This is a genomic window from Terrihabitans soli, assembly GCF_014191545.1.
Lineage (GTDB): Bacteria > Pseudomonadota > Alphaproteobacteria > Rhizobiales > Methylopilaceae > Flaviflagellibacter > Flaviflagellibacter soli.
Genome location: NZ_AP023361.1, coordinates 2,935,001 through 2,956,082 on the forward strand (window position 1 = coordinate 2,935,001; position 21,082 = coordinate 2,956,082).

A 21,082-nucleotide genomic window follows, 5' to 3' on the forward strand; every position below is an offset into this window, starting at 1 on the left:
CCCCGCTCTTTGCGGAAAACCGCAAAGCCTCGGAAACTACCCCGGCACACCCCGTCCGGCGCTTCTCGCGCATGACTACGCTTGACGGCAGGTCTCCTGGCTCGCGGCTTAACGTCCTGCTCCGCCTTCCCGGCCTTTTCGGCCAGTGGCATATGGCGCAGGACACGCCGCTTACAGTTGCGGGGGCAGCCGCGGCATGGGGCTCCTATATAAAGCCTTCACCGCGTTCCCTTTTGATCCCCAAGGGGAACCGTCGGGGATTTGCTTAACACGCCCCCGGAATATAAAGAAAGCCTTATGTCTCTCCGCACCGATCGCCGCAAACAGCTCGAGGCCCTCGCCGCCCGCCGCGTCATCATTCTCGACGGGGCGATGGGCACGATGATCCAGCGCCGCAAACTCGAGGAAAAGGATTTCCGCGCCGAACGGTTCAAGGATCATCCGATCGATCTTCAGGGCAATAACGACCTTCTGACGATCACCCGGCCGGACGTCATCAAGGCGATCCATCGCGAATATCTCGAAGCCGGCGCCGACATCATCGAAACGAACACGTTCAATTCGACGACGATCTCGCAGGCCGAGTACAAGCTCGAACATCTCGCCTATGAGCTGAATTTCGAAGGCGCGAAGCTGGCGCGCGAAGCCGCCGATGAAGTCGCCCAGGAGACGGGTGAGCCGCGTTTTGTCGCCGGCGCCATCGGGCCGACCAGCCGCACGGCGTCCCTGTCGCCGGACGTCAACAATCCCGGCTTCCGCAATGTCACCTTCGACGAATTGCGCGAAGCCTATAAGGAAGCCGCCCGCGGCCTTGTCGACGGCGGTTCGGACCTTCTCATCGTCGAGACGATCTTCGATACGCTGAACGCCAAAGCGGGCCTGTTCGGCATTGAGGAATTGTTCGACGAAATCGGCGAGACTTTGCCGATCATGATCTCGGGCACAATCACCGATCTGTCCGGCCGCACCCTGTCGGGCCAGACGACCGAAGCTTTCTGGAATTCGGTGAAGCATGTGAAGCCGTTCTCCATCGGCCTCAACTGCGCTTTCGGCGCCGAACAGATGCGCCCTTATGTGGCGGAACTCTCGCGCGTCGCCGACACGCTCGTCTCCGCCTATCCGAATGCCGGCCTGCCCAACGAATTCGGCCAGTATGACGAGGAGCCGGAACAGACCGGCACGCATCTGCACAATTGGGGCAAAGACGGACTGGTGAATATTGTCGGCGGCTGCTGCGGCACGACGCCCGGCCATATCCGCTGCATTGCCGAGGGCGTCAAAGGCCAGACGCCGCGAAAAATTCCCGTGCGCGAGAAGAAACTGCGCCTCTCGGGCCTCGAACCGTTCGAGGCTAACGCGTGAGCGAGAGCACAGCCAGTTTCATCAATATCGGCGAACGCACCAACGTCACCGGTTCGGCGAAATTCAAAAAGCTGATCCTAAACGGCGATTTCGATGCGGCGCTTGCCGTTGCGCGCCAGCAGGTCGAAGGCGGCGCGCAGGTCCTCGACATCAATATGGACGAGGCCATGCTCGACTCGGAAGCGGCCATGGTGCGCTTCCTCAATCTCCTCGCCGCCGAGCCCGATATCAGCCGCGTGCCGCTGATGATCGACTCATCCAAATGGTCGGTCATCGAAGCCGGTCTGAAATGCGTGCAGGGCAAATCGATCGTCAATTCGATCAGCCTGAAGGAGGGCGAAGAGCCCTTCCTCGAACATGCGCGCAAGGTCCTGCGCTATGGCGCAGCCGTCGTCGTCATGGCCTTCGACGAAAAGGGACAGGCCGACACCGCCAACCGCAAGGTCGAGATCTGCGAGCGCTCCTACAAGCTTCTGACCGAGAAGATCGGCTTCCCGCCGGAAGACATTATCTTCGACCCGAACATTTTCGCGGTTGCGACCGGCATCGAAGAGCACAACAATTACGCCGTCGATTTTATCGAAGCGACGAAGCGCATCCGCCAGATGCTGCCGCATGCGCATGTGTCGGGCGGCGTTTCGAACGTGTCGTTCTCGTTCCGCGGCAACGAACCGCTTCGCGCCGCGATCCATTCCTGTTTCCTCTATCATGCGATCCGCGCCGGCATGGATATGGGCATCGTCAATGCCGGTGCGCTGACGCCTTACGAAGACATTCCGCCGGATCTGCGTGAACTCGTCGAAGACGTACTGCTGAATCGCCGTCCTGATTCAACGGACCGTCTGCTCGAGGCCGCCGACCGCTTCAAGGCAGGCGCTGCCAAAGAAGCGGCAGATATGTCCTGGCGCGAAAAGCCGGTCGAAGAGCGGCTCAGCCACGCGCTCGTCAACGGCATCACCGACTTCATCGACGGCGACACCGAAGAAGCGCGGCAGAAATCGACACGCCCGCTCGATGTCATCGAGGGCCCGCTGATGGCCGGCATGAATGTCGTGGGCGATCTTTTCGGCGCGGGAAAGATGTTTCTGCCGCAGGTCGTCAAATCGGCACGCGTCATGAAAAAGGCCGTCGGCTATCTCCTGCCTTTCATCGAAGCGGAAAAGCTTGCATCCGGAACCGCCGCGGAGGCCAAGGGCAAGATCCTGATGGCGACCGTGAAGGGCGATGTCCACGATATCGGCAAGAACATCGTCGGCGTCGTGCTGCAATGCAACAATTACGATGTCGTCGATCTCGGCGTCATGGTGCCGGCAGCAAAGATCCTGGAAACCGCCAAGGCCGAGAAATGCGACATCATCGGGCTTTCCGGCCTGATCACCCCGAGCCTCGATGAAATGGTCTATGTCGCATCCGAGATGAAGCGGCTCGGCATGAAGCAGCCGCTTCTCATCGGCGGTGCTACGACAAGCCGCGTCCATACCGCCGTCAAGATCGATCCCGCCTATGACGGCTCGGTTGTCTACGTGCCCGATGCGAGCCGCGCGGTGGGCGTTGTCGGCGCCCTGCTCGGCGAGACCTCGCGCGAGCCCTATATCACCGAGGTAAAATCCGAATACAAAACCATGCGTGAAAAGCATGGCCGCTCGAAACGCACCGGCCCGCGCCAGACGCTGGCCGGCGCCCGCGCCAACAGAGCAAAGTTCAATTGGGCGCAGTATACGCCGCCCAAGCCTTCCTTCCTCGGCGTCCGCGCGTTCGACAATTACGATCTTGCGGAACTTGCCAAGCGCATCGACTGGACGCCTTTCTTCCAGACTTGGGAGCTTGCCGGGAAATTCCCGGCCATTCTCGACGACAAGATCGTCGGAGAAGCGGCAAAGCCGCTCTATGCCGATGCCCAGGCCATGCTGAAAAAGCTGATCGACGGCAAGCTGATCACGGCGCGCGGCGTCATCGGCTTCTGGCCGGCCAACAGCATCAATGACGACGACATCGAGATTTATGCCGACGACAGCCGCTCGAAGGTCATCGCCGTCAATCATTCGCTGCGCCAGCAGATGCTGCGCGACAACGATCGCCCCAATTTCGCGCTTGCCGATTTTATCGCGCCGAAGAAATCCGCCGTTCCCGATTATATCGGCGGCTTTGCCGTGAATGCCGGCGAAGGCCTCGACGATGTCGTGGCGAAGTTCAAGGCCGACCGCGACGACTACAACGCCATTCTGGTCTCCGCGCTCGCCGACCGCTTTGCGGAGGCTTTTGCCGAACGCCTGCATGAGCGCGTGCGCAAGGAGTTCTGGGGTTACGCGGCAGATGAAGCTCTCTCGAACGAAGATCTGATCGAGGAGAAGTATCGCGGCATCCGTCCGGCGCCCGGCTATCCCGCCTGCCCCGACCACACCGAGAAGACGACTTTGTTCAAGCTGCTCGATGCCACGAAGAATGCCGGGCTCGAACTGACCGAGAGCATGGCGATGTATCCGGGAGCGGCGGTCTCAGGCTTTTATTTCAGCCATCCGGACGCGGCCTATTTCGGCGTTGGCCGCATCGAGCGCGACCAGGTCGAAGATTATGCCAAGCGCAAGGGCATGAGCCTCAGCGAGGCCGAACGCTGGCTTTCGCCCAATCTCAATTACGATCCGTCCGACGCGCTGCAGACGGCTTAAGCCGCGGCATCCGCGCCGATGCGCAGAAAATATCCCGCAAAGTAAATCAGCGCGGCGAGCGCGATTATGGCCAGCGCAAAAAGCGCGCTGTGCATCAGAAAGGCGACGGCCGGCGCAAACAGCGCCGTCGTGCCGAGCGTCGCCATCACCGGCCGGCTGGCAATGCCCGCCTCACCGGCCGCCAGAGCGCGAAAAATGCGAAAGCCCAGCGCTGTTGAAACAGCAAGCATCACAGCCAGCAAAGTAAGTTCCATGTCTTAGGCTCCTGTGAGATCGGGCTCGGCGGGCACGATGGACGCGGCCGAAGAGATAAGGTCGCGCAGTTCCGGAAGGCACGAGCCGCAATTGGTGCCGCATTTGAGCGCGCGGCCGAGCGCCGCCGTATCGCGCGCGCCATCTGCGATCGCCGTGCGGATGCGCGTTTCGCCGACAGCAAAGCAGGAGCAGACGACGCGGCCTTCATCGGCTTTCGGTTCGGCAGCGCGGGCGCCGAGAAGAATGCGGCGATCGTTCTCCGAAACCGGTTCGCCGCGCGCGAAGAGATCGAGCAGCCAGGCCGGATCGGGCAGCGAGCCCGGGGCGCCGACAAGAAGGCACTCGGCCATCGCGCCCTTGGCGTCGAGTTCGGCAGCGCGGAAAAGACCGCGCTTTTTGTCGTGATAATCGAGCGGTCGTTCCCGCTCCCTCAGCAAAGACAGGCCGAGCAAATTGCCTTCGCCCAGAGGCTCATCGCCGGCGATACGGTAGAGATAGCCGCCTTCGACTTTGCTGCGCGTCCAGTGCAAGAAGCCCTGCGGGCGGAAGCGATGCTGCGACAGCAGCAATCCTTCCCAGCGCACGGCGAAGGGCCTGACGCGCGCCGGCGTATGCTTCAGCTCCGGCTGACCGGAGACAGCATCGCAGGCCGGATTGACGGCGCGGCCCGGCGAGCCGAACGCCGACATCGCATCCGTCCAATGCATCGGCAGGAAGATCTGGCCGGGACGCTGGGCCGAAGAGATACGCACGCGCGCAATCGCCCGGCCCCAGCTGCTCGTCACTTCCGCGAGCCCCGCATCGGCAATCGCAAATGCCGCGGCATCTGCAGCCGAAATTTCCAGCACCGGCTCCGGCGCCTGCATCATCAATTTTGCGACTTCGCCGGTGCGCGTCATCGTGTGCCACTGATCGCGCAGGCGGCCGGTGTTCAGCACCAGCGGGAAATCGGGGTCTGCCGCATTCACTGGGCCGTGATGCGCGACGGCGATGAAACACGCGCGGCCGTCCGGCGCCGGATATTTTCCGTCGCCGAAGAGGCGCTGCTTTCCATGGCGGCGTTCGCCGGTCACCGGCCATTGCACGGGGTGCAGGCTCTCGAACTCCGCGTCGGAAATTTCCGCAAGGCCGCTTATGTCGAAGACGCGCGCCCCGCGGTTTTCAAATCCCGACAGCGCCGCATGCTCGCGGAAGATATCGGCCGGACGCCGATAGTCGAAAGCATCCGCAAATCCCATGCGCTGGGCGATTTCCGCCACGAATTTCCAATCGGGCAGGGTTTCGCCGGGCAAGGGCATGAAGGCCCGCTGCCGCGAAATGCGGCGTTCGGAATTCGTCACCGTCCCGTCCTTCTCGCCCCAACCGGCTGCGGGGAGAAGAACATCGGCATGCTTCGCCGTGTCGGTATCGGCAACGCAATCGGAGACGACAAGGAATTCGCATTTTTTCAAGGCCTCGCGGACGCGATTGCCGTCCGGCAGGCTGGCGGCGGGGTTTGTGCCCATCACCCACATGGCCTTGATGCGGCCTTCGAGCAGCGCGTCGAACATATCGACGGCTTTAAGGCCCGCTTTCGCTGCAAGCCGCGGCGCGTTCCAGAAGCGGCGGACACGATCGAGATCCGCCTCTTCAAAATTCATATGCGCGGCGAGCTGATTGGCGAGACCGCCGACTTCGCGCCCGCCCATAGCATTGGGCTGGCCGGTAAAGGAGAACGGGCCCATGCCGGGACGGCCGATGCGGCCGGTCGCAAGATGGCAATTGATAATGGCGTTGACCTTGTCGGTGCCGCGCGAGGATTGATTGACGCCCTGCGAATAGACGGTGACGACGCGCTGGGTCTTCGCAAAGAGCGTGTAGAACGCCTCGATATCATCGCGCGGCACGCCGCAGATTTCGGCGACCGCGTCGATATCCGGCGCATCGAGACCGGCGCGCTCCAGCGCCTGAGCAAAGCCCGATGTGGAGCGGCCGATATAGTCGAGATCGACCGCACCGGTGCGGGCGAGATACGAGAAAAGGCCGTTGAACAGCAGCACATCCGTGCCGGGATTTACCGGCAGAAAGAGATCGGCGTCGGCGGCGGTCGCCGTGCGGCGCGGATCTATTGTGACGATTTTCGTGCCGCGGCTCTGCCGCGCATCGGTGATGCGGCGAAAGAGGATCGGGTGACACCAGGCCGCGTTCGAGCCTGTGAGAACGACAAGATCTGCCTCGTCGAGATCCTCATAACAGCACGGCACGACATCCTCGCCGAAGGCGCGTTTATGCCCGGCGACGGAGGAGGCCATACAGAGGCGCGAATTGGTGTCGATATTCCCCGAGCCGATAAAACCCTTCATCAGCTTGTTGGCGACGTAATAATCCTCGGTCAGCAATTGGCCGGAGACGTAGAAGGCGACCGAGTCGGGCCCGTGCGTCTCGATGGTCTCGTAGAACCGCCGCGCCACGAGATCGAGCGCATCGGACATGGACGCGCGCTCGCCATTGACGATGGGATGCAGCAGCCGGTTTTCGAGCCCGAGCGTTTCGCCGAGCGCCGATCCCTTGGCGCAGACGCGGCCGAAATTCGTCGGGTGCGCGCTATCGCCCTTCGTCGCGGGCGACGGCCCGCCGAGCACGCCGCAGCCGGTGCCGCAATAGGGACAGGTGGTGCGGACCGGCTCTGTGGCGGGCAGCGCTGTCATGACATCAATAAACGTCGGCCTGATAGCGGCTGGCGGCCTTCAGTGCGGCGATATAGGCTTTGGCAGCGGGCGCATCGCAGCCGCGATGTTGCTCGACAATCGCGTGCAGCGCTTTGTCGACATCGGCCGCCATGCGCTTTGCGTCGCCGCAAATGTAGAAATGAGCGCCGCGCTCGAGCCATTGATAAAGCTCGGCGCCCTCTTCGCGCATCCTGTCCTGCACATAGACCTTCTTGTCGCCATCACGCGACCAGGCCAGCGAAAGGCGGCTGAGCGCACCGGCGCTCTGCATGGCGGCGAGTTCGTCTTCGTAGAAGAAGTCGTTGTCCTTCTTCTGATGGCCGAAGAAGAGCCAACCTCCCCCTTTGGCTTCGGTCGCAAGGCGCTCCTGCAGAAAGGCGCGGAACGGCGCAATGCCCGTTCCGGGACCGACCATGATGATCGGCACATCGCCCGAGGCCGGAAGCGCAAAGCCGTGCGCCTTCTGCACATAGACCGGAAGTGTCGCGCTCTCGCCGATACGCTCGGCGAGAAAGGTCGAAGCAACGCCATAACGCTGGCGGCTGCCGATATCGTAGCGCACCGCATCGACGGTGAGTGTCAGGCGGCCGGCCTGTGCTTTGGGGCTCGAGGAGATCGAGTAAAGGCGCGGCTGCAGCGGATCGAGCGCCGAGAGAAACGCGCCGGCTTCGAGCATGGTGCCGGGGGATTTGTCGAGCGCGGCGAGAACATCCGTGACGTCAAGATCGCCGTCCGGATCTTCACCTTCCGCAAGGCGCGCGAACTTCACCTTCTCATCGGGATCGCTGGCCATTTCGCCGATCAGCGCGAACAGGGCATCGGGCGCCGCGCCGAGCGCCTTCTCCTTCAGCAGCGTTTCGCGAACGGATTTTCCGTCCGCCATCGCATCGGCGGCAAGGCCGAGGCGCGCCATCACCGCATCGACGAGCGCGCCGTGATTGATCGGCATGAGACCGAAACTGTCGCCGGCGGCATAGTCGAGACCCTCGGGAAGCTGGAACTCGACATGCCAGGTCTCTTTGGCGGAGGCGCCCTTGTTGAGGCGACGGCGCGACAGGAACACCGCATCGACCGGATGCTCGCGCGAGCGGCCAGGGGCCGAGGCTGCAGGAGCGGCGGCTGCGACGGGAGCCGCAGCCTCGCCGTCCATCTCCGCCGCGAGCTTTTTCAGCATGCGCAGCGTATCCTTGCCGCCCGGCTGGCAGAGATTGAGGCGCTCTTCCTTCTTCGCAAAAATCGCCGCCGAATAGTCTTCGCAATTATAGCCGCACTGGCCGCAATCCTGCTGCGCCATCGCCGCCATCATGCGGCGGCGCAGCGGTCGTCCCGCCGCCATATCCATGCGCTCGGTGAGCGGGATCGTCGGATCGTGCCAGGGCGAGGCGCCGTCATCGCCATCGCCCGCAGGCATGAAAGCCGCCGACTGCTCGCTGGACAATGAGACCGGTGCGCCCTCCGGCGATAAAAGCGCGGCGAAGAAGCCGTTGAGCCAGGCGCGCTGCTCGGGAGAAAACGGCGCGTTTTCAGGAAGCAGCGGCGTGACGAAAGATGCGGGCTGAATGCTCATTCGGCGGCCTCGGCGGAAAAGAGCGAAACAAGCTGGGGAGTTTCGAAACGGCGCGTGAAGGCGGCAAAGCTCTCATCGGGCGCTGAACGGTTATCCATCCATCCCTTCAGCATGCGCTCGACAAGAAACGGCGCATCTTCGGCCTTTATGTTCTGGAAGATCTCGCGGCCGATGGCGCCGTCCGCGCCGAAGCCGCCACCGACGCAGACATTGTAGCCGTCGACCGTATCGCCCTCGTCGGAGACGGGGACACGCTGACCGATGAGACCGATATCGCCGATATAATGCTGGGCGCAGCTATGGTGGCATCCGGTCAGATGGATATTGACCGGCTGATCGACGGCGATACGCCCGTCGCAATGGGCCGCGATCTCCTCGGCGTTTCTCTTGGTCGGAGACGCCGCGAATTTGCAGCCTTCGCTTCCCGTGCAGGCGACAAGGCCCGCGCGCACAGCCGTCGCCGAAATGCCGAGGCCCAGCGCTTCCAGCGCGAGCTTCACCAGCTCGACATTCTCATCCTTGACGCCGGAGATCAGAAAATTCTGCCAGACGGTCAGACGGATATCGCCATCGCCGAGATCGCGGGAAATTTTCGCGATGCCGCGCATCTGCTCGACCGTCATCTTGCCGACCGGCAGAACGACGCCGATCCAGTTGAGGCCGTCCTGCTTCTGCTTGTGGACGCCGATATGCGCCTGCCGGTCCGACACCGGACGCACCGCGACGGCCTCCGTGGGCACGCGCGTCAGCTTCTCGCCGAGCTTGATCTCGACTTCGGCGAGGAATTTCTCGAAGCCGAAAGCATCGAGCACATATTTCAGCCGTGCTTTCTTGCGGTCGGTACGGTCGCCGTGATCGATGAAGACGCGGACGATGGCATCCGACACACGCGTTGCGTCTTCCGGCTTGACGACAACACCGGTATCGCGCGCCAGATCTTTGTGGCCGGTGATGCCGCCGAGCGCGAGGCGGAACCAGACGCCCGGCTCCGCGCCGAACCCGTCCTTCACCTCGACCGCCTGAAAGCCGATATCGTTCGTATCTTCCAGCGCCGCGATCAGGCCCGCGCCGTCATAGGCGACGTTGAACTTGCGCGGCAGGCCGTACATTTCACGCGTGTTGAGGATGTGATTGTGCCATTCGCTGGCATAGACACGCGTATCGATCAGTTCCTGCGGATCGATGCCGGCCGTCGGCGTGCCGGTGACATTGCGGATATTGTCGGCGCCGGAGCCTTTGCAGGTGAGGCCGAGCGCGACCAGCTTTTCGAGAACCTTTATCCCGTCCGTCGCCGGAACTTCGCGAATCTGCAGATTGGCGCGCGTCGTCACATGCGCATAAGGACCGCCATGCGCCTCGGCGATATCGGCAACGCCTGCGAACTGCCAATGCGTCATGACGCCGTTCGGAATGCGCAGGCGCACCATATAGCTGTCCTGCGTCGGACCGACGAAGAAGAGGCCGTGATAGCGCCAGCGCAGGACGTCCGGTCCTTTCGGATAGACGCCGTCCTTCGCCGCCTGTTTCATCCGCGCATAGGAATCGAGGCCGAGCTCCTCCCGCTTGGCGATCTCCGCGGCTTCAAGCTTTTTGCCCGCGGCTTCCGTCCGCGCCATGGCCTTGAGGCTCGCCGCATCGGGCCCTGTGGGCTCTGCGACAACCGAAGCCGCCGCACCGCCGCCGAAACCCGGCAGGCCGCGCGAGGCGCGCACCGCGCCAAGGCCGGAGACGAAGCCTTCGAGATAGCGCTTCTGTTCGGGGGAGAAATCGCCCGTCATGCCGCCTCGCACAAAGCTCGACCGAAGATCAGAATGTCGCGCAGCGCGGAGATGTCCGCACCGCTCTGGATGAGATCGAAGAAGAAGCCGCCATCCGACGCATCGCCGTAAAGCACCGCGCCGGCGAGCCTGTCATCGCGCAGGATCAAGCGGCGATAGGTCGAGCGGCCGGGATCGCGCAGCACGATGTCCTCGCAATCAGCGCCGCCCGAAAAATTGCCCGCCGAGAAGAGATCGATGCCGGACACTTTCAGGCGGGTCGCCGTCGCAACAGCGCGATACGCGCTCTTGTCGCCGGCCAGAACCTGACCGAGCACCGCCGCCATGTCGTAAAGCGGGGCAACAAGCCCATGGCACATGCCATTGTGCTCGACGCATTCGCCGACCGCGAAAATGTTCGGATCGCTCGTCTTCATCTGGTCGTCGACGATGACGCCGCGATTGACGGCAAGACCGGCGCTTTTGGCAAGATCCGCGTTCGGCCGGATGCCGACCGCCATCACCACAAGATCGGCGGCAAGCTCGCGTCCATCCTTGAGCTTCACGGCGTGCACGCGGCGTTCGCCAAGAAGAGCCTCGGTCTCCGCGCCGCACAGCACATCGATGTGGCGGCTTTCGATTTCGCGGCGCAACAGCCGCGAGGCTTCGCGGTCGAGCTGGCGCTCCATCAGATCGGCCATCAGATGGACGACGCTCACCTGCATGCCGCGCTGCTTCAGCCCGCAAGCCGCCTCAAGCCCGAGCAGCCCGCCGCCGATGACGACAGCGCGCTTTCCGTTCTTTGCGGCTTTCAGCATTTTCTCGACATCGCCCGCATCGCGGAACGTCGCGACGCCAGCAAGATCGGTCCCCGCTACCGGGAGCATGACAGGATTGGAGCCCGTCGCGAGAACGAGTTTGTCATAGGCGAAACTGCGGCCGTCATCCGTCACGAGAATGCGCGCATCCGCGTGAATACCGGAGACAGCCGTGCCGCTATAGAGCTCGACGCCGTTTTCCGCATACCAGGCACGGTCATGCGTAACGATGTCTTCGAAACTCTTCTCGCCCGCCAGAACCGGCGAGAGCATCAGACGGCTATAGGACGGGCGCGGCTCTGCCCCGAACACGGTGATGTCGTAGCGATCCTTTGCGCGTGCGAGAATTTCCTCGACGGCGCGGATGCCGGCCATTCCGTTTCCGACGACAAGAAGCCGCTCGCGTTTCATGCCCGCGCCTTTCCGGCCGGCGCAGCGTCTTCCGCAGCCCGGATCATAAAGCTTGCGAGAAATGTGTATGTTTCGGTCCAGGCTTCGCGGACTTCGGGGGTGAAGTCTTCGCCGAGCCCCTGCTCCAGCGTCCACAAGAGCGATGCGCCGACGGGCACATAATGCTCGGGCTCGACGCCATAGCCGGCGTGACGTACCGCGAGCGCCGAGACCGCCGGCGCGATCTCACCAATGTTCGACAGACCCGAGACGGCCGCCGCCAGCATCGCCATCAGTTTCCTCTTCTGTTCCGCGAGATCTTCGGGGAACAGCGGACGCAGTTCCGGCGCCGTTTCGAACAGGCGCGCATAAAACAGGTCGGCCGCGACCGGCGCGATCGGCTTCACTTTCGCAAAGCTGGTCTGAACGAGCGCGACGGTGCTGTCGTCCATCACGCGGCCTCGACGAAGCGGTGACGCTCGTAGAGGAATTTCAGCACCGCCGAGCGGCAGCGCAGATAGGTCGGATCGGTTACGAGTTCGAGGCGCTTTCTCGGCCGCGCCAGCGGCACGTCGAGAATCTCGCCGATCTTGGCCGACGGACCGTTCGTCATCATCACAATCTTGTCGGACAACAGAACCGCCTCGTCGACATCGTGGGTGATCATCATCACCGTATTGCCGAGCGTCGTGTGGATCTGCATGACGGAGTCCTGCAGATGGGCGCGCGTCAGAGCATCGAGTGCACCGAAGGGCTCATCGAGCAGCAGGACTTTCGGCTCCATAGCCAAAGCACGGGCAATGCCGACGCGCTGCTTCATGCCGCCTGAGATTTCAGATGGGCGCTTGTCCTTGGCATGCGCCATCTGAACGAGATCGAGATTGTGCATCACCCAGGCGTGGCGCTCGTCTTTCGATTTCGTCCGGCGGAACACTTTATCGACCGCCAGCGACACATTCTCGTAAACGGTGAGCCAGGGCAGCAGCGAATGGTTCTGGAAGACCACCGCGCGGTCCGGACCCGGATCGTTGACCTCCTTATTGTCGAGAAGGACGACGCCCGAGGTCGCATCGGTGAGACCGGCGATTATGTTCAGCAAAGTGGATTTGCCGCAGCCGGAATGACCGATGATCGAGACGTACTGGCCGCGCTCGACCTTCAGATCGATATCCTTCAGCACTTCGGTCGTCGCCGCGCCGCGCTTGAAGGTTTTGCCGACCTTTTCGACGGAGAGATAGGAATTGCCCATGCCGGTTCTCCTTAAGAGGTCGCAGTGCCGCGGGTGACGATGGAGGCGATCAGCGCGACACAGCGGTCCAAAAGGAAGCCGACAATGCCGACATAGACGAGCGCCACGATGATGTCGCTGATGAGCGAGGAGTTCCACGCATCCCAGATGAAGAAGCCGATGCCGACGCCGCCGATCAGCATTTCAGCCGCGACGATGGCGAGCCAGCTAAGGCCGATGCCGATCTTCAGACCCGTGAATATGTACGGCGCCGCTGCGGGTATCATGATCTTGAAGGCGTATTCGAGCGGATTGAGCCGCAGCACGCGCGCGACGTTCACATAGTCTTTCGGGATGTTGCGGATGCCGACAGCAGTATTGATGACGATCGGCCAGACGGCGGTGACGAAAATGACGAAAATCGCCGAAGGCTCACCGTTCTGGAACGCAGCAAGCGCCAGCGGCAGCCAGGCGAGCGGCGGCACGGTACGCAGCACCTGGAAAAGCGGATCGAGACCGCGCATCGCCCAGTCCGACTGGCCGATCAGCGTGCCAACCGCAATGCCGATGCCGGCGGCGAGCGCATAGCCCACCATGACGCGCTGCAGGCTGGCGAAGAGATGCCAGAACAGGCCCTTGTCGAGACCGCCGCGATCGTAGAACGGATCGGTGATCAGCTCCCACGTATCGGTGACGACGCGCGAGGGCGGCGGCAGGCTCGATGTCGCGCCGCTGGCGAGAACCTCCCACAAGCCAAGCAGAAGCAGGAGCGTGATCATCGGCGGCAAAACCCGCGCCGCAATCGAATTTGCGACCGGCAGAGCGCGCTGGATGAAGCCCGTGGTGGGTGACACCTTCTCCGGCAAAGCGAGAACTTTCGCTTTCGGCAGCGGGTGGACTTTTTCGGTATCGAGTGCTGGCAGGCTCATAAGCCTCTCCTTGTGTCCGCTCAGACGGCGGCGCGCTTGATGGTGAGGCTGGCGAGATAATCCGCCGGCTTTTCGGGATCGAAGACTTTTCCGTCGAAGAAGGTCTCGGGACCGCGCGAGGTCGATGTCGGGATATCCTTGACGCCGAGTTCGACCGCCGCCGATTTCCAGATGTCCTCGCGGTTCACCTTCTTGACCATCGCCTTGATGTCGGTGTCGGGCGCAAACTTGCCCCAGCGGACGTCCTCGGTGAGGAACCACGCATCGTGACTCTGGAACGGATAGGAGGCGTGATCGCGCCAGAACTTCATGAAGTGCGGCGAGTTCGGTTCGATACGGCCATTGCCGTAATCGTAATTGCCCTTGATGCGCTCGATGATGTCCTTTGTCGGAACGTTGAACCAGGCGCGCTTGCCGACGATTTCGGCCATCTCGTCCTTGTTCGCCATCTCGTCGCACCACATCTGCGCTTCCTGAATGGCCATGGTGATGGCCTTCGCGGAATTCGGATTGGCGTCGACCCAATCGGCGCGCATCGCAAAACTCTTTTCCGGATGCTTGTTCCAGATCTCGGCCGTATTGACGGCGGTATAGCCGATGCCCTGATGAATGAGCTGCTCGTTCCAGGGTTCGCCGACGCAGAACGCATCCATCGTGCCGACCTTCATGTTCGCGACCATTTGCGGCGGCGGAACGACGATGGTTTCGACATCCTTGTCGGGATCGATGCCGCCGGCGGCGAGCCAGTAGCGGATCCACAGATCGTGCGTGCCGCCCGGGAAGGTCATCGCGACCTTGGCCATCTGCCCGGCCGCCTTCTTCTTGGCAAAGGCTTCCTTGAGGGCGCCGGCATCAACGCCGACCTTCAGATCGGCATATTCCTTCGAAATCGAGATCGCCTGCGCATCAAGATTGAGGCGCGCCAATATGTACATCGGCAAAGGCTGATTGTTCTGCGTCACCTTGCCGGCGGAGATGAGGTACGGCATCGGCGTCAGGATGTGAGCGCCGTCAATGCCGGCGCCGGCCGAGCCGAGAACGAGATTGTCGCGCGTCGTGCCCCAGCTCGCCTGTTTGACGACTTCGACATCGGGCATGCCGTGCTTGGCGAAGAGTCCCTTTTCCTTGGCGATGACGAGAGCCGACGCATCGGTCAGCGCGATGAAGCCGAGCGTTGCTTTGGTGGTTTCAGGACCCGCGGCCTGTGCGATATGCGCGCCGAAGGGGAATGCCGTCTTGGCGGCGGCCAGAACCGCCGTGGTGGAAGCTGCGCCGAGGAAGCCGCGGCGCGAGACGCCCTTCGATCCGCCCTGGGATCCAATCTTCTTGCTCATTCCCGTCATTCCTTTCGAGGTGCCGAAAAACAAAAAGCCGCCGTCTGCCCGGCTCTTCGCCAGGCAAAATCAGCGGCTTCGCTTATTGGGGGCACCCGTCGTTGGGCGCTATTTGCTCGCCTCCCGCACAGGCGGCGCGCATTGGAATGCCTTCAAGCTTCGTGCCAACTGCCGTGGAAGTTGCGGAAGGCCCTCAGTTTCGAGGGATTCCCACGGCCTGGGGACCGGACCGGACCGAGGCTCAGACCCGGTTGATTGCCCAATTCATGGGCATGCCTGCAAAATGTGCGGTCATTTTACCGCCGCCAGATAAGCAGCGATATCAGAGGGATCGAAGGGGGGCCGGCATAGGCGCCGATCCCGTCGTCCAGCACCGGGCGCTGGGTCATGGACGCCAGCGCGGCGTCATAGGTCGCGGGTGAGAAGCAGGCATTCACCGCCTCGACCTGGGCTGTTTCGAAAGGAGCCTGCCCCCAGCGCACCATCTGGGCGTAGAGCCAGAGCGCCTGCCGCGCTTCGGGCCGCGCCAGCGTGGAATCGATCACGAGGTAGCGGGCGTTTTCGCGCACGCGCCCCGGCGGGTCGATCTTCAGGCGCCCTTGCAGCGCACGGACGATCAGATCCGGCGTGACATTCAGCCGGCCAGGCGCAGCGAGCATATGCGCAAGCTCGCCGCGGTTTTCGGGATTGGCGCACCAGGCCGTCGCGCGAATGACGGCGCGCGTCAGCGCGTTCAGCGCCGCGGCATTCTCCTCAGCCCACGCCGCCCGGACGCCGAGCACCTTTTCCGGGCAGGTCGCGAGAATGTCGGTACCGAGATGGGCGATACGCCCGATGCCGGCTTCGACGGCGACGCTGCCCCAGGGCGCACCGACGCAGAAGCCATGCACATGACCGCTGGTGAGGCTGTCGACCATGTAAGGCGGCGGCAGAACGACAAGCCGCACATCCTCATCCGGATCGATGCCGGACGCCGCCATCCAGAAGCGCAGAAGGTAATTGTGCGAGGAGAAGGGAAAGGTCATGCCGAAAGACAGCTTGTCTTCGCCCTTGGCCGTTCGCGCGGCGATCAGCTTCTTCAGCGCGGCGCCCGTGACTGCGGGATCGTCGAGATCGCCTTCCGCCAGCGCGCTCAGCGCAAAATAGGTGTCATTGCCAAGGAGAATTGAATTGCCGTTCTGACTGAGAACGACGGGCGCCAGCAGCGGCACTTTCGCGTAATCAAGCCCGAGGCTTTCGGCGATGGCGAGCGGCGCGAGAAGATGCGCGGCTTCGAAATGTCCGAGATTGAGCTTGTCGCGAATATTCGACCACGATACTTCGCGCACGAGTTCGAGATCGATGCCCTCGCCCGCGGCAAAACCGCGATCGGCCGTTGCGACCAGAACCGCGGCATCGACAAGCGGAATGAAACCGGCGCGCACCCTCATTTCAAAAGCTCGGAGGCTGTAATGACGGATTGCGCGATCTCGGCAACCTTCTTCTGCTCGTTCATCGCCTTCGAGCGCAGAAGGTTATAGGCGTCCTCTTCGCTGAGGCCGCGCGCCCGCATCAGAATGCCTTTGGCGCGGTCGATGATTTTGCGTTCGGCGAGCGAGGCCTTGGCGATGTCGAGTTCGCGGCGCAGATTGTCGAATTCTTGGAAGCGCGCCACGGCGACATCGAGGATCGGCTTGACGCGGTTTGCCGTCAGCCCATCGACGACATAAGCGCTGACGCCGGCGCTGACCGCCGCCTTCATGGCGTCGCTGTCGCTTTGATCGACGAACATCACAATGGGGCGCGGACGTTCGCGGCTTGCGACGCGCAGCTGCTCGATCGTATCGCGATCGGGCAGATCGAGATCGACGATCAGAACATCCGGTTCGGTTTGCCTCAAAAGATCAAGAAGATGGCCGGGAGCCGTCGCGACCTGGACGTCGAGATTCGGATCCTCACGCAGCGCCTTCTCGACGATTTCGGCCCGTTTCCGATCTTGGTCGACAACTAATACCCGCAGCACCTGACGCCCCTTGCTGTGCCCGTCCAACAGCAATTCGCGGGCCAAAAGCCATGGTTGTTTTCGTTAAGCTTACCCGCGGCGCGAGGCCTTAGCCTTATATCGCCGCCGCGCCAAGCACCCCCGCGAGCGCAGCCCCCAGCATCAGGCCGTCGAAAAGGGCCAGCCGCCCAGCGGAGGGACGCCCCTCATGGAGACCGATCGTCGCGGCGCCGAATCCGATGCCCCATCCGGCGCCGATCGACAGCATTCCGATGGAAATTGCCAAGGGTGAGCCGGACATGCCGGTCAGTGCAGCACCTGAGGCGGCGAAAGCGAGCGCCGGAACGGCCGCCCACTGCCAGCCGGTGCGCGCAACAAGCGGCGGCACGACTATCGCCGACGCGTACATGGCGAGAACATGCCAGGCGACGAGGCCGGTGGCGCCGCCAAGGCTTCCCGTGCAAGCGAGAAAGCTGAGCGGGCCCTTCTGCATCGCCGCGGCCATCATGAACCAGACCGCGCCGCCGATCAGAACCGGAAGAAGAAAAGAAGACCGCGTCTTGACCGTCTCGCGCGCGATCTGCACCGGCGGCTCGCGCAGGACGATCGCGAGCGCGAGCGCAAGCACCTGCACGCATGCGGCGGCAAGCGCGGTGCCGACGATAAAATAAGGTTCTGCGAGATTTTCGGCGACACGGCTGAGCCACGGCGCGATGAGCCCTGCCGCTGCGCCGGCGCCGAGCACAAAAGCAGACGAGGAAGGTTGACCGCCGATCACCGCCGCATGGCGATAGAACAAACCAAAGCCCTGGGCGCTGCCGAGCCAGAGCGCGCCAAGACACAGAATGGGAAACTGACGCGTGACGAGCGCGAAGGCAACGAGAAGCCCGCCGCCGATGCCAAGGCTTGCACCGAGCGCAAACGCCGCGCGCCGTCCGAACCGGTCGAGCAGGAGCGAAGCCGGAAAGGTCGCGAGGATCGCGCCGACAAACATCAGCGCCAGCGGCACCGCAGCGAAAATCTTACCCGGCGCAAGCTGCCAAGCCGCCACCGGCAGGATGGATGCCGTCAGCGACTGGGCCAGGGCGGACAGAGCAAAACCGGACGCAAGCTGCACCAGAGACGGACGCACACCCGCAACGACATCGGCATCCGGAAAACCGATGCAGAGACACGAGAGATATCCGGCGCGCGCGCTGCTCATGATGCGAGATCGTCGTCCTGCAGCACGCGCACGGCTGCGCCGTCGAGATCTTCATACTGGCCGGTGCGCAGCGACCAGAGAAACGCACAAAGCCCGGCAAGGCCGAGCGCCAGCGCGATGGGGATGAGGAAGACGAGAATGTTCATGGGGCCTCCGCGCTCCGTGGCACGAGAGAAGAAAGATCGTGCGCAGGTTCGGTTTCCGCCGCAGCCGGCGCGCGGGCGCGCAGCGCATTCAGCGTTACGAGGATCGAGGAGCCGGACATCGCTGCGGCGGCGACAAGCGGGGTTACATAACCCGCAAAAGCCAGCGGCACGGCGAACACATTGTAGACGACGGCAAGCCAGAGATTGCCCTTCATCAGCGCTCGCGCTTTGCGTGCCGTGCGCACCGATCCTGCGACCGGGGCAAGCTTTACACCGAGGAACACCGCATCCGCATGCGCCTGCGCAAGATCGGCGGCGCTGATCGGCGACAGCGATACATAAGCTGCGGCAAGCGCCGGCGCGTCGTTGATCCCATCGCCCACCATCAGCACACGGCGGCCCGCGGCTTTCAGCTCTTCCAGCCGCGCGATCTTCTGCGCCGGATGTGTGGAGGCCGCCCAGCTTTCAACGCCGAGCGCCACCGCGACCGGAGCAACAGCCTCCGGCCGATCGCCGGAGAGAATATGAACGCCAAGGCCGAGCCGTTTCAGTTCGCCGACAACGGCTATCGCATCGGGCCTGAGGACTTGGGCGATCTCAAAAATCGCGGTCTTCGCGCCGTAGCGGAAAGCGGTGATGGAACGGGACGAGGACGGCGGCTCGACACCGCAGAAAGCCGGGCTGCCGAGCTTTGCTTCTACGCCGTCGACAATGGCGCTGACGCCGAGCCCGGACTGTTCGGATACATGATCATAGGGAATGCGCGCACGCGCTTCAGCCGCAACTGCCGAGGCCATAGGATGGCGGCTGGACAGCGCAAGGCGCGCGGCGATCTCAAGAAGCTCTTGATCGACGGACGCGGCGTTGATCACGCGCGCGTCCGGCAAAGTCAGCGTGCCTGTCTTGTCGAAGACGACGGTGTCGATTTCGGCAAGACGTTCGAGCGCATCGCTCGTGTTGAGGAACACACCCTGTTTGAACAGAGCGCCGGAGGACACGACCTGCACGGTCGGAATTGCGAGTGCAAGCGCGCACGGGCAGGTGATGATGAGAACCGCAATCGCGGTAATCGCCGCGTCGTGGAAACTCGCGCCGGTCAGAAGCCAAAAGACAAGCGTCAGTGCGGCGGCGGTGTGAACCACCGGCGCATAAAGGCTCGCGGCGCGGTCGGCGAGCTTCACATAGTTCGAGCGCGCGGTTGAGGCGGTTTCCAGAAGCCGCTCGATCTCGTCGAGCAGCGTCTTGCCGTTCGCCGCTTTCACAAGAACGCGCAGCACCGAGGTGCGGTTGATCGTACCGGAGTAGATCCTCTCGCCCGGGCCGATGACGCGCAGCGCCGTTTCGCCGGTGATCAGGCTTTCGTCGATCTCGGTCTGTCCGACGAGAACCTCGCCATCGGCGGGCACGCGTTCGCCCGGCAGAACGACGACGATATCTCCGCCCGCAAGCGCCGAGACCGGCACAAGAACCTGCTCGCCTTCCGGCGTCAGCCGATTGGCGGTTTCGGCCTTGAGCGCCGCAAGGTTCGAGGCCACGGCGCGCGTCTTGCGCCGCATGGCATGATCGAGATAGCGGCCGCAGAGCAGGAAGAAGAGCAGCATGACCGCCGAGTCGAAATAGACAAGCTCGGCATGGTTCAGGGTCTCGACGACCGACATCCCGAGCGCGAGGCATACGCCGATCGAGATCGGCACATCCATGTTCAGGCGCCCGCCGCGGATCGCCGCAATGGCGCTGCGGAAGAAGGGCTGTCCGGCATAGGCCGCCGCCGGAAGCGCGATAAGCCCCGAGAGCCAATGGAAGAAATCGCGCGTTTCCGGCGTGATGTCGGTGACATTGCCCGACCAGACGGAAACGGCCAGCAGCATGACATTCATCGCCGCAAAGCCCGCAACGGCAAGGCAGCGCAGCAACCATTTCGACTGCTGATCTTCCAGCGCCTCGGCAAGGCGCGGCGCAAAGGGATGCGCACGATAGCCGCGGGCAGCGAGGCGTTCGATCACCTCGCCCGGGTTGAACTGATCGCCGTTCCATTCGACGGCGAGACGGTGGTTCGAATAATTGAGGCGGGCGCGCGTGAGGCCGCGCATATCCGCAACGGAGCTTTCGATATCGCCGATGCAGGGCGCGCAGGTTACGCCCTCGACGGCGAATTCAGCCCGCCTTGAGCCGTCCTCGCCTGTGACGACGAGATTGGAAAGATCGAGGGAAGCGGCAGTCATGGGATCACCACACGCGATGACGAACGGAAGGCATGCGCGTCATCTTTCAGAATATCGACTTCGAGCGTCCACTGTCCGGCGGGCACATCGGATGCCGCGATATAGATTCCGTTACCGCCTGGCCTTGCCGCAAGCGCGATGTCGCGCCGTGCATCTGCCGGATGATGCAGTTCGACCGCAACGTCGAGACCGTTGATTTCATGCCCTGCTGCATCGCGGACGGCGACGCTGATATTCACCGCGCCGTTTGCCGCGCGATCGACCGCTCCCTCGACTTTCCAGCCGAGAGCGTCCTGGGCATGAGCGGCGCGCGTATCGGCGCCGAAAGCGAGGCCGGCTTTATAGGCGCTGGCGACCTCGACCCCGCCAAAGGTCGAGACGGCAAGCCGCGCCATGGTGAAGTTGACGGCAATGACAACGCCGAAGAATCCGAGCAGCGCGAACAGCACGAAGCGGCCGGTGATCTCGTATTCTTTCGAGCGGTTGTCATTGTGCGGCTGAAGCAGGGTCGGCAT

The 21,082-nt window shown here is 63.0% G+C and carries 15 protein-coding genes, 1 pseudogene and 1 riboswitch; of the genes and pseudogenes, 1 reads left to right on the forward strand and 15 read right to left on the reverse strand.

The window, feature by feature from the left end; genetic code table 11:
- Window positions 1-69: 69 nt before the first annotated feature.
- Window positions 70-270: riboswitch (cobalamin riboswitch) on the reverse strand.
- A gap of 27 nt (window positions 271-297) precedes the next feature.
- Window positions 298-4,028 (forward strand): annotated as a pseudogene (metH, locus tag IZ6_RS15075) (methionine synthase).
- Here metH and IZ6_RS15080 read toward each other — a convergent pair.
- From IZ6_RS15080 to IZ6_RS15150, 15 genes are all read right to left on the reverse strand, one after another.
- A complete protein-coding gene (locus tag IZ6_RS15080; RefSeq protein ID WP_222875854.1) occupies window positions 4,025-4,282 on the reverse strand; it encodes a hypothetical protein in 258 nt (85 codons plus the stop codon). The pseudogene metH and the gene IZ6_RS15080 sit on opposite strands and share 4 nt — an antisense overlap.
- 3 nt (window positions 4,283-4,285) lie before the next feature.
- A complete protein-coding gene (locus tag IZ6_RS15085; protein WP_222875855.1) occupies window positions 4,286-6,970 on the reverse strand; it encodes a nitrate reductase in 2,685 nt (894 codons plus the stop codon).
- 4 nt (window positions 6,971-6,974) lie between these two features.
- A complete protein-coding gene (locus IZ6_RS15090; RefSeq protein ID WP_222875856.1) occupies window positions 6,975-8,558 on the reverse strand; it encodes a sulfite reductase subunit alpha in 1,584 nt (527 codons plus the stop codon).
- On the reverse strand, window positions 8,555-10,336 hold the full coding sequence (locus tag IZ6_RS15095) for a NirA family protein (RefSeq protein WP_222875857.1): 1,782 nt from the start codon (window positions 10,334-10,336) through the stop codon (window positions 8,555-8,557). The genes IZ6_RS15090 and IZ6_RS15095 overlap by 4 nt, the downstream gene beginning before the upstream one ends.
- A complete protein-coding gene (locus IZ6_RS15100; RefSeq protein ID WP_222875858.1) occupies window positions 10,333-11,544 on the reverse strand; it encodes an NAD(P)/FAD-dependent oxidoreductase in 1,212 nt (403 codons plus the stop codon). The genes IZ6_RS15095 and IZ6_RS15100 overlap by 4 nt, the downstream gene beginning before the upstream one ends.
- On the reverse strand, window positions 11,541-11,975 hold the full coding sequence (locus tag IZ6_RS15105; RefSeq protein ID WP_222875859.1) for a globin family protein: 435 nt from the start codon (window positions 11,973-11,975) through the stop codon (window positions 11,541-11,543). The genes IZ6_RS15100 and IZ6_RS15105 overlap by 4 nt, the downstream gene beginning before the upstream one ends.
- Complete coding sequence (locus IZ6_RS15110) at window positions 11,975-12,772, reverse strand: ABC transporter ATP-binding protein (RefSeq protein ID WP_222875860.1); 798 nt, start codon at window positions 12,770-12,772, stop codon at window positions 11,975-11,977. The genes IZ6_RS15105 and IZ6_RS15110 overlap by 1 nt, the downstream gene beginning before the upstream one ends.
- An 11-nt stretch (window positions 12,773-12,783) precedes the next feature.
- Entirely contained in the window at window positions 12,784-13,680 is an 897-nt protein-coding gene (ntrB, locus tag IZ6_RS15115) for a nitrate ABC transporter permease (protein WP_222875861.1), read from the reverse strand.
- A 20-nt stretch (window positions 13,681-13,700) separates the two neighbouring features.
- Window positions 13,701-15,014 (reverse strand): CmpA/NrtA family ABC transporter substrate-binding protein, encoded by a 1,314-nt coding sequence (locus tag IZ6_RS15120; protein ID WP_222875862.1) that lies wholly within the window; start codon window positions 15,012-15,014, stop codon window positions 13,701-13,703.
- A 296-nt stretch (window positions 15,015-15,310) separates the two neighbouring features.
- Window positions 15,311-16,444: a CmpA/NrtA family ABC transporter substrate-binding protein gene (locus IZ6_RS15125; protein ID WP_338054674.1), complete on the reverse strand. Its 1,134-nt coding sequence runs from the start codon at window positions 16,442-16,444 to the stop codon at window positions 15,311-15,313.
- Complete coding sequence (locus IZ6_RS15130) at window positions 16,441-17,016, reverse strand: ANTAR domain-containing response regulator (protein ID WP_222875863.1); 576 nt, start codon at window positions 17,014-17,016, stop codon at window positions 16,441-16,443. Before IZ6_RS15130 ends, IZ6_RS15125 begins: the two co-directional genes overlap by 4 nt.
- A gap of 94 nt (window positions 17,017-17,110) precedes the next feature.
- The gene (locus tag IZ6_RS15135; RefSeq protein ID WP_222875864.1) at window positions 17,111-18,199 is read right to left on the reverse strand and encodes an MFS transporter; all 1,089 of its coding nucleotides are present in this window, start codon (window positions 18,197-18,199) and stop codon (window positions 17,111-17,113) included.
- Window positions 18,196-18,345, reverse strand: a complete 150-nt coding sequence (ccoS, locus tag IZ6_RS15140) for a cbb3-type cytochrome oxidase assembly protein CcoS (RefSeq protein ID WP_222875865.1) — start codon at window positions 18,343-18,345, stop codon at window positions 18,196-18,198. The genes IZ6_RS15135 and ccoS overlap by 4 nt, the downstream gene beginning before the upstream one ends.
- The gene (locus IZ6_RS15145) at window positions 18,342-20,567 is read right to left on the reverse strand and encodes a heavy metal translocating P-type ATPase (protein ID WP_222875866.1); all 2,226 of its coding nucleotides are present in this window, start codon (window positions 20,565-20,567) and stop codon (window positions 18,342-18,344) included. Before IZ6_RS15145 ends, ccoS begins: the two co-directional genes overlap by 4 nt.
- Window positions 20,564-21,082, reverse strand: a complete 519-nt coding sequence (locus IZ6_RS15150; protein WP_222875867.1) for a FixH family protein — start codon at window positions 21,080-21,082, stop codon at window positions 20,564-20,566. The genes IZ6_RS15145 and IZ6_RS15150 overlap by 4 nt, the downstream gene beginning before the upstream one ends.

What these genes read in the sequence shown, in the direction of transcription:
- IZ6_RS15080 (WP_222875854.1), bottom strand. Translation starts at nt 4,282, where the DNA reads ATGGAACTTACTTTGCTGGCTGTGATGCTTGCTGTTTCAACAGCGCTG.
- IZ6_RS15085 (WP_222875855.1), bottom strand. Translation starts at nt 6,970, where the DNA reads ATGACAGCGCTGCCCGCCACAGAGCCGGTCCGCACCACCTGTCCCTAT.
- IZ6_RS15090 (WP_222875856.1), bottom strand. Translation starts at nt 8,558, where the DNA reads ATGAGCATTCAGCCCGCATCTTTCGTCACGCCGCTGCTTCCTGAAAAC.
- IZ6_RS15095 (WP_222875857.1), bottom strand. Translation starts at nt 10,336, where the DNA reads ATGACGGGCGATTTCTCCCCCGAACAGAAGCGCTATCTCGAAGGCTTC.
- IZ6_RS15100 (WP_222875858.1), bottom strand. Translation starts at nt 11,544, where the DNA reads ATGAAACGCGAGCGGCTTCTTGTCGTCGGAAACGGAATGGCCGGCATC.
- IZ6_RS15105 (WP_222875859.1), bottom strand. Translation starts at nt 11,975, where the DNA reads ATGGACGACAGCACCGTCGCGCTCGTTCAGACCAGCTTTGCGAAAGTG.
- IZ6_RS15110 (WP_222875860.1), bottom strand. Translation starts at nt 12,772, where the DNA reads ATGGGCAATTCCTATCTCTCCGTCGAAAAGGTCGGCAAAACCTTCAAG.
- ntrB (WP_222875861.1), bottom strand. Translation starts at nt 13,680, where the DNA reads ATGAGCCTGCCAGCACTCGATACCGAAAAAGTCCACCCGCTGCCGAAA.
- IZ6_RS15120 (WP_222875862.1), bottom strand. Translation starts at nt 15,014, where the DNA reads ATGAGCAAGAAGATTGGATCCCAGGGCGGATCGAAGGGCGTCTCGCGC.
- IZ6_RS15125 (WP_338054674.1), bottom strand. Translation starts at nt 16,444, where the DNA reads ATGAGGGTGCGCGCCGGTTTCATTCCGCTTGTCGATGCCGCGGTTCTG.
- IZ6_RS15135 (WP_222875864.1), bottom strand. Translation starts at nt 18,199, where the DNA reads ATGAGCAGCGCGCGCGCCGGATATCTCTCGTGTCTCTGCATCGGTTTT.
- ccoS (WP_222875865.1), bottom strand. Translation starts at nt 18,345, where the DNA reads ATGAACATTCTCGTCTTCCTCATCCCCATCGCGCTGGCGCTCGGCCTT.
- IZ6_RS15145 (WP_222875866.1), bottom strand. Translation starts at nt 20,567, where the DNA reads ATGACTGCCGCTTCCCTCGATCTTTCCAATCTCGTCGTCACAGGCGAG.
- IZ6_RS15150 (WP_222875867.1), bottom strand. Translation starts at nt 21,082, where the DNA reads ATGCCGACCCTGCTTCAGCCGCACAATGACAACCGCTCGAAAGAATAC.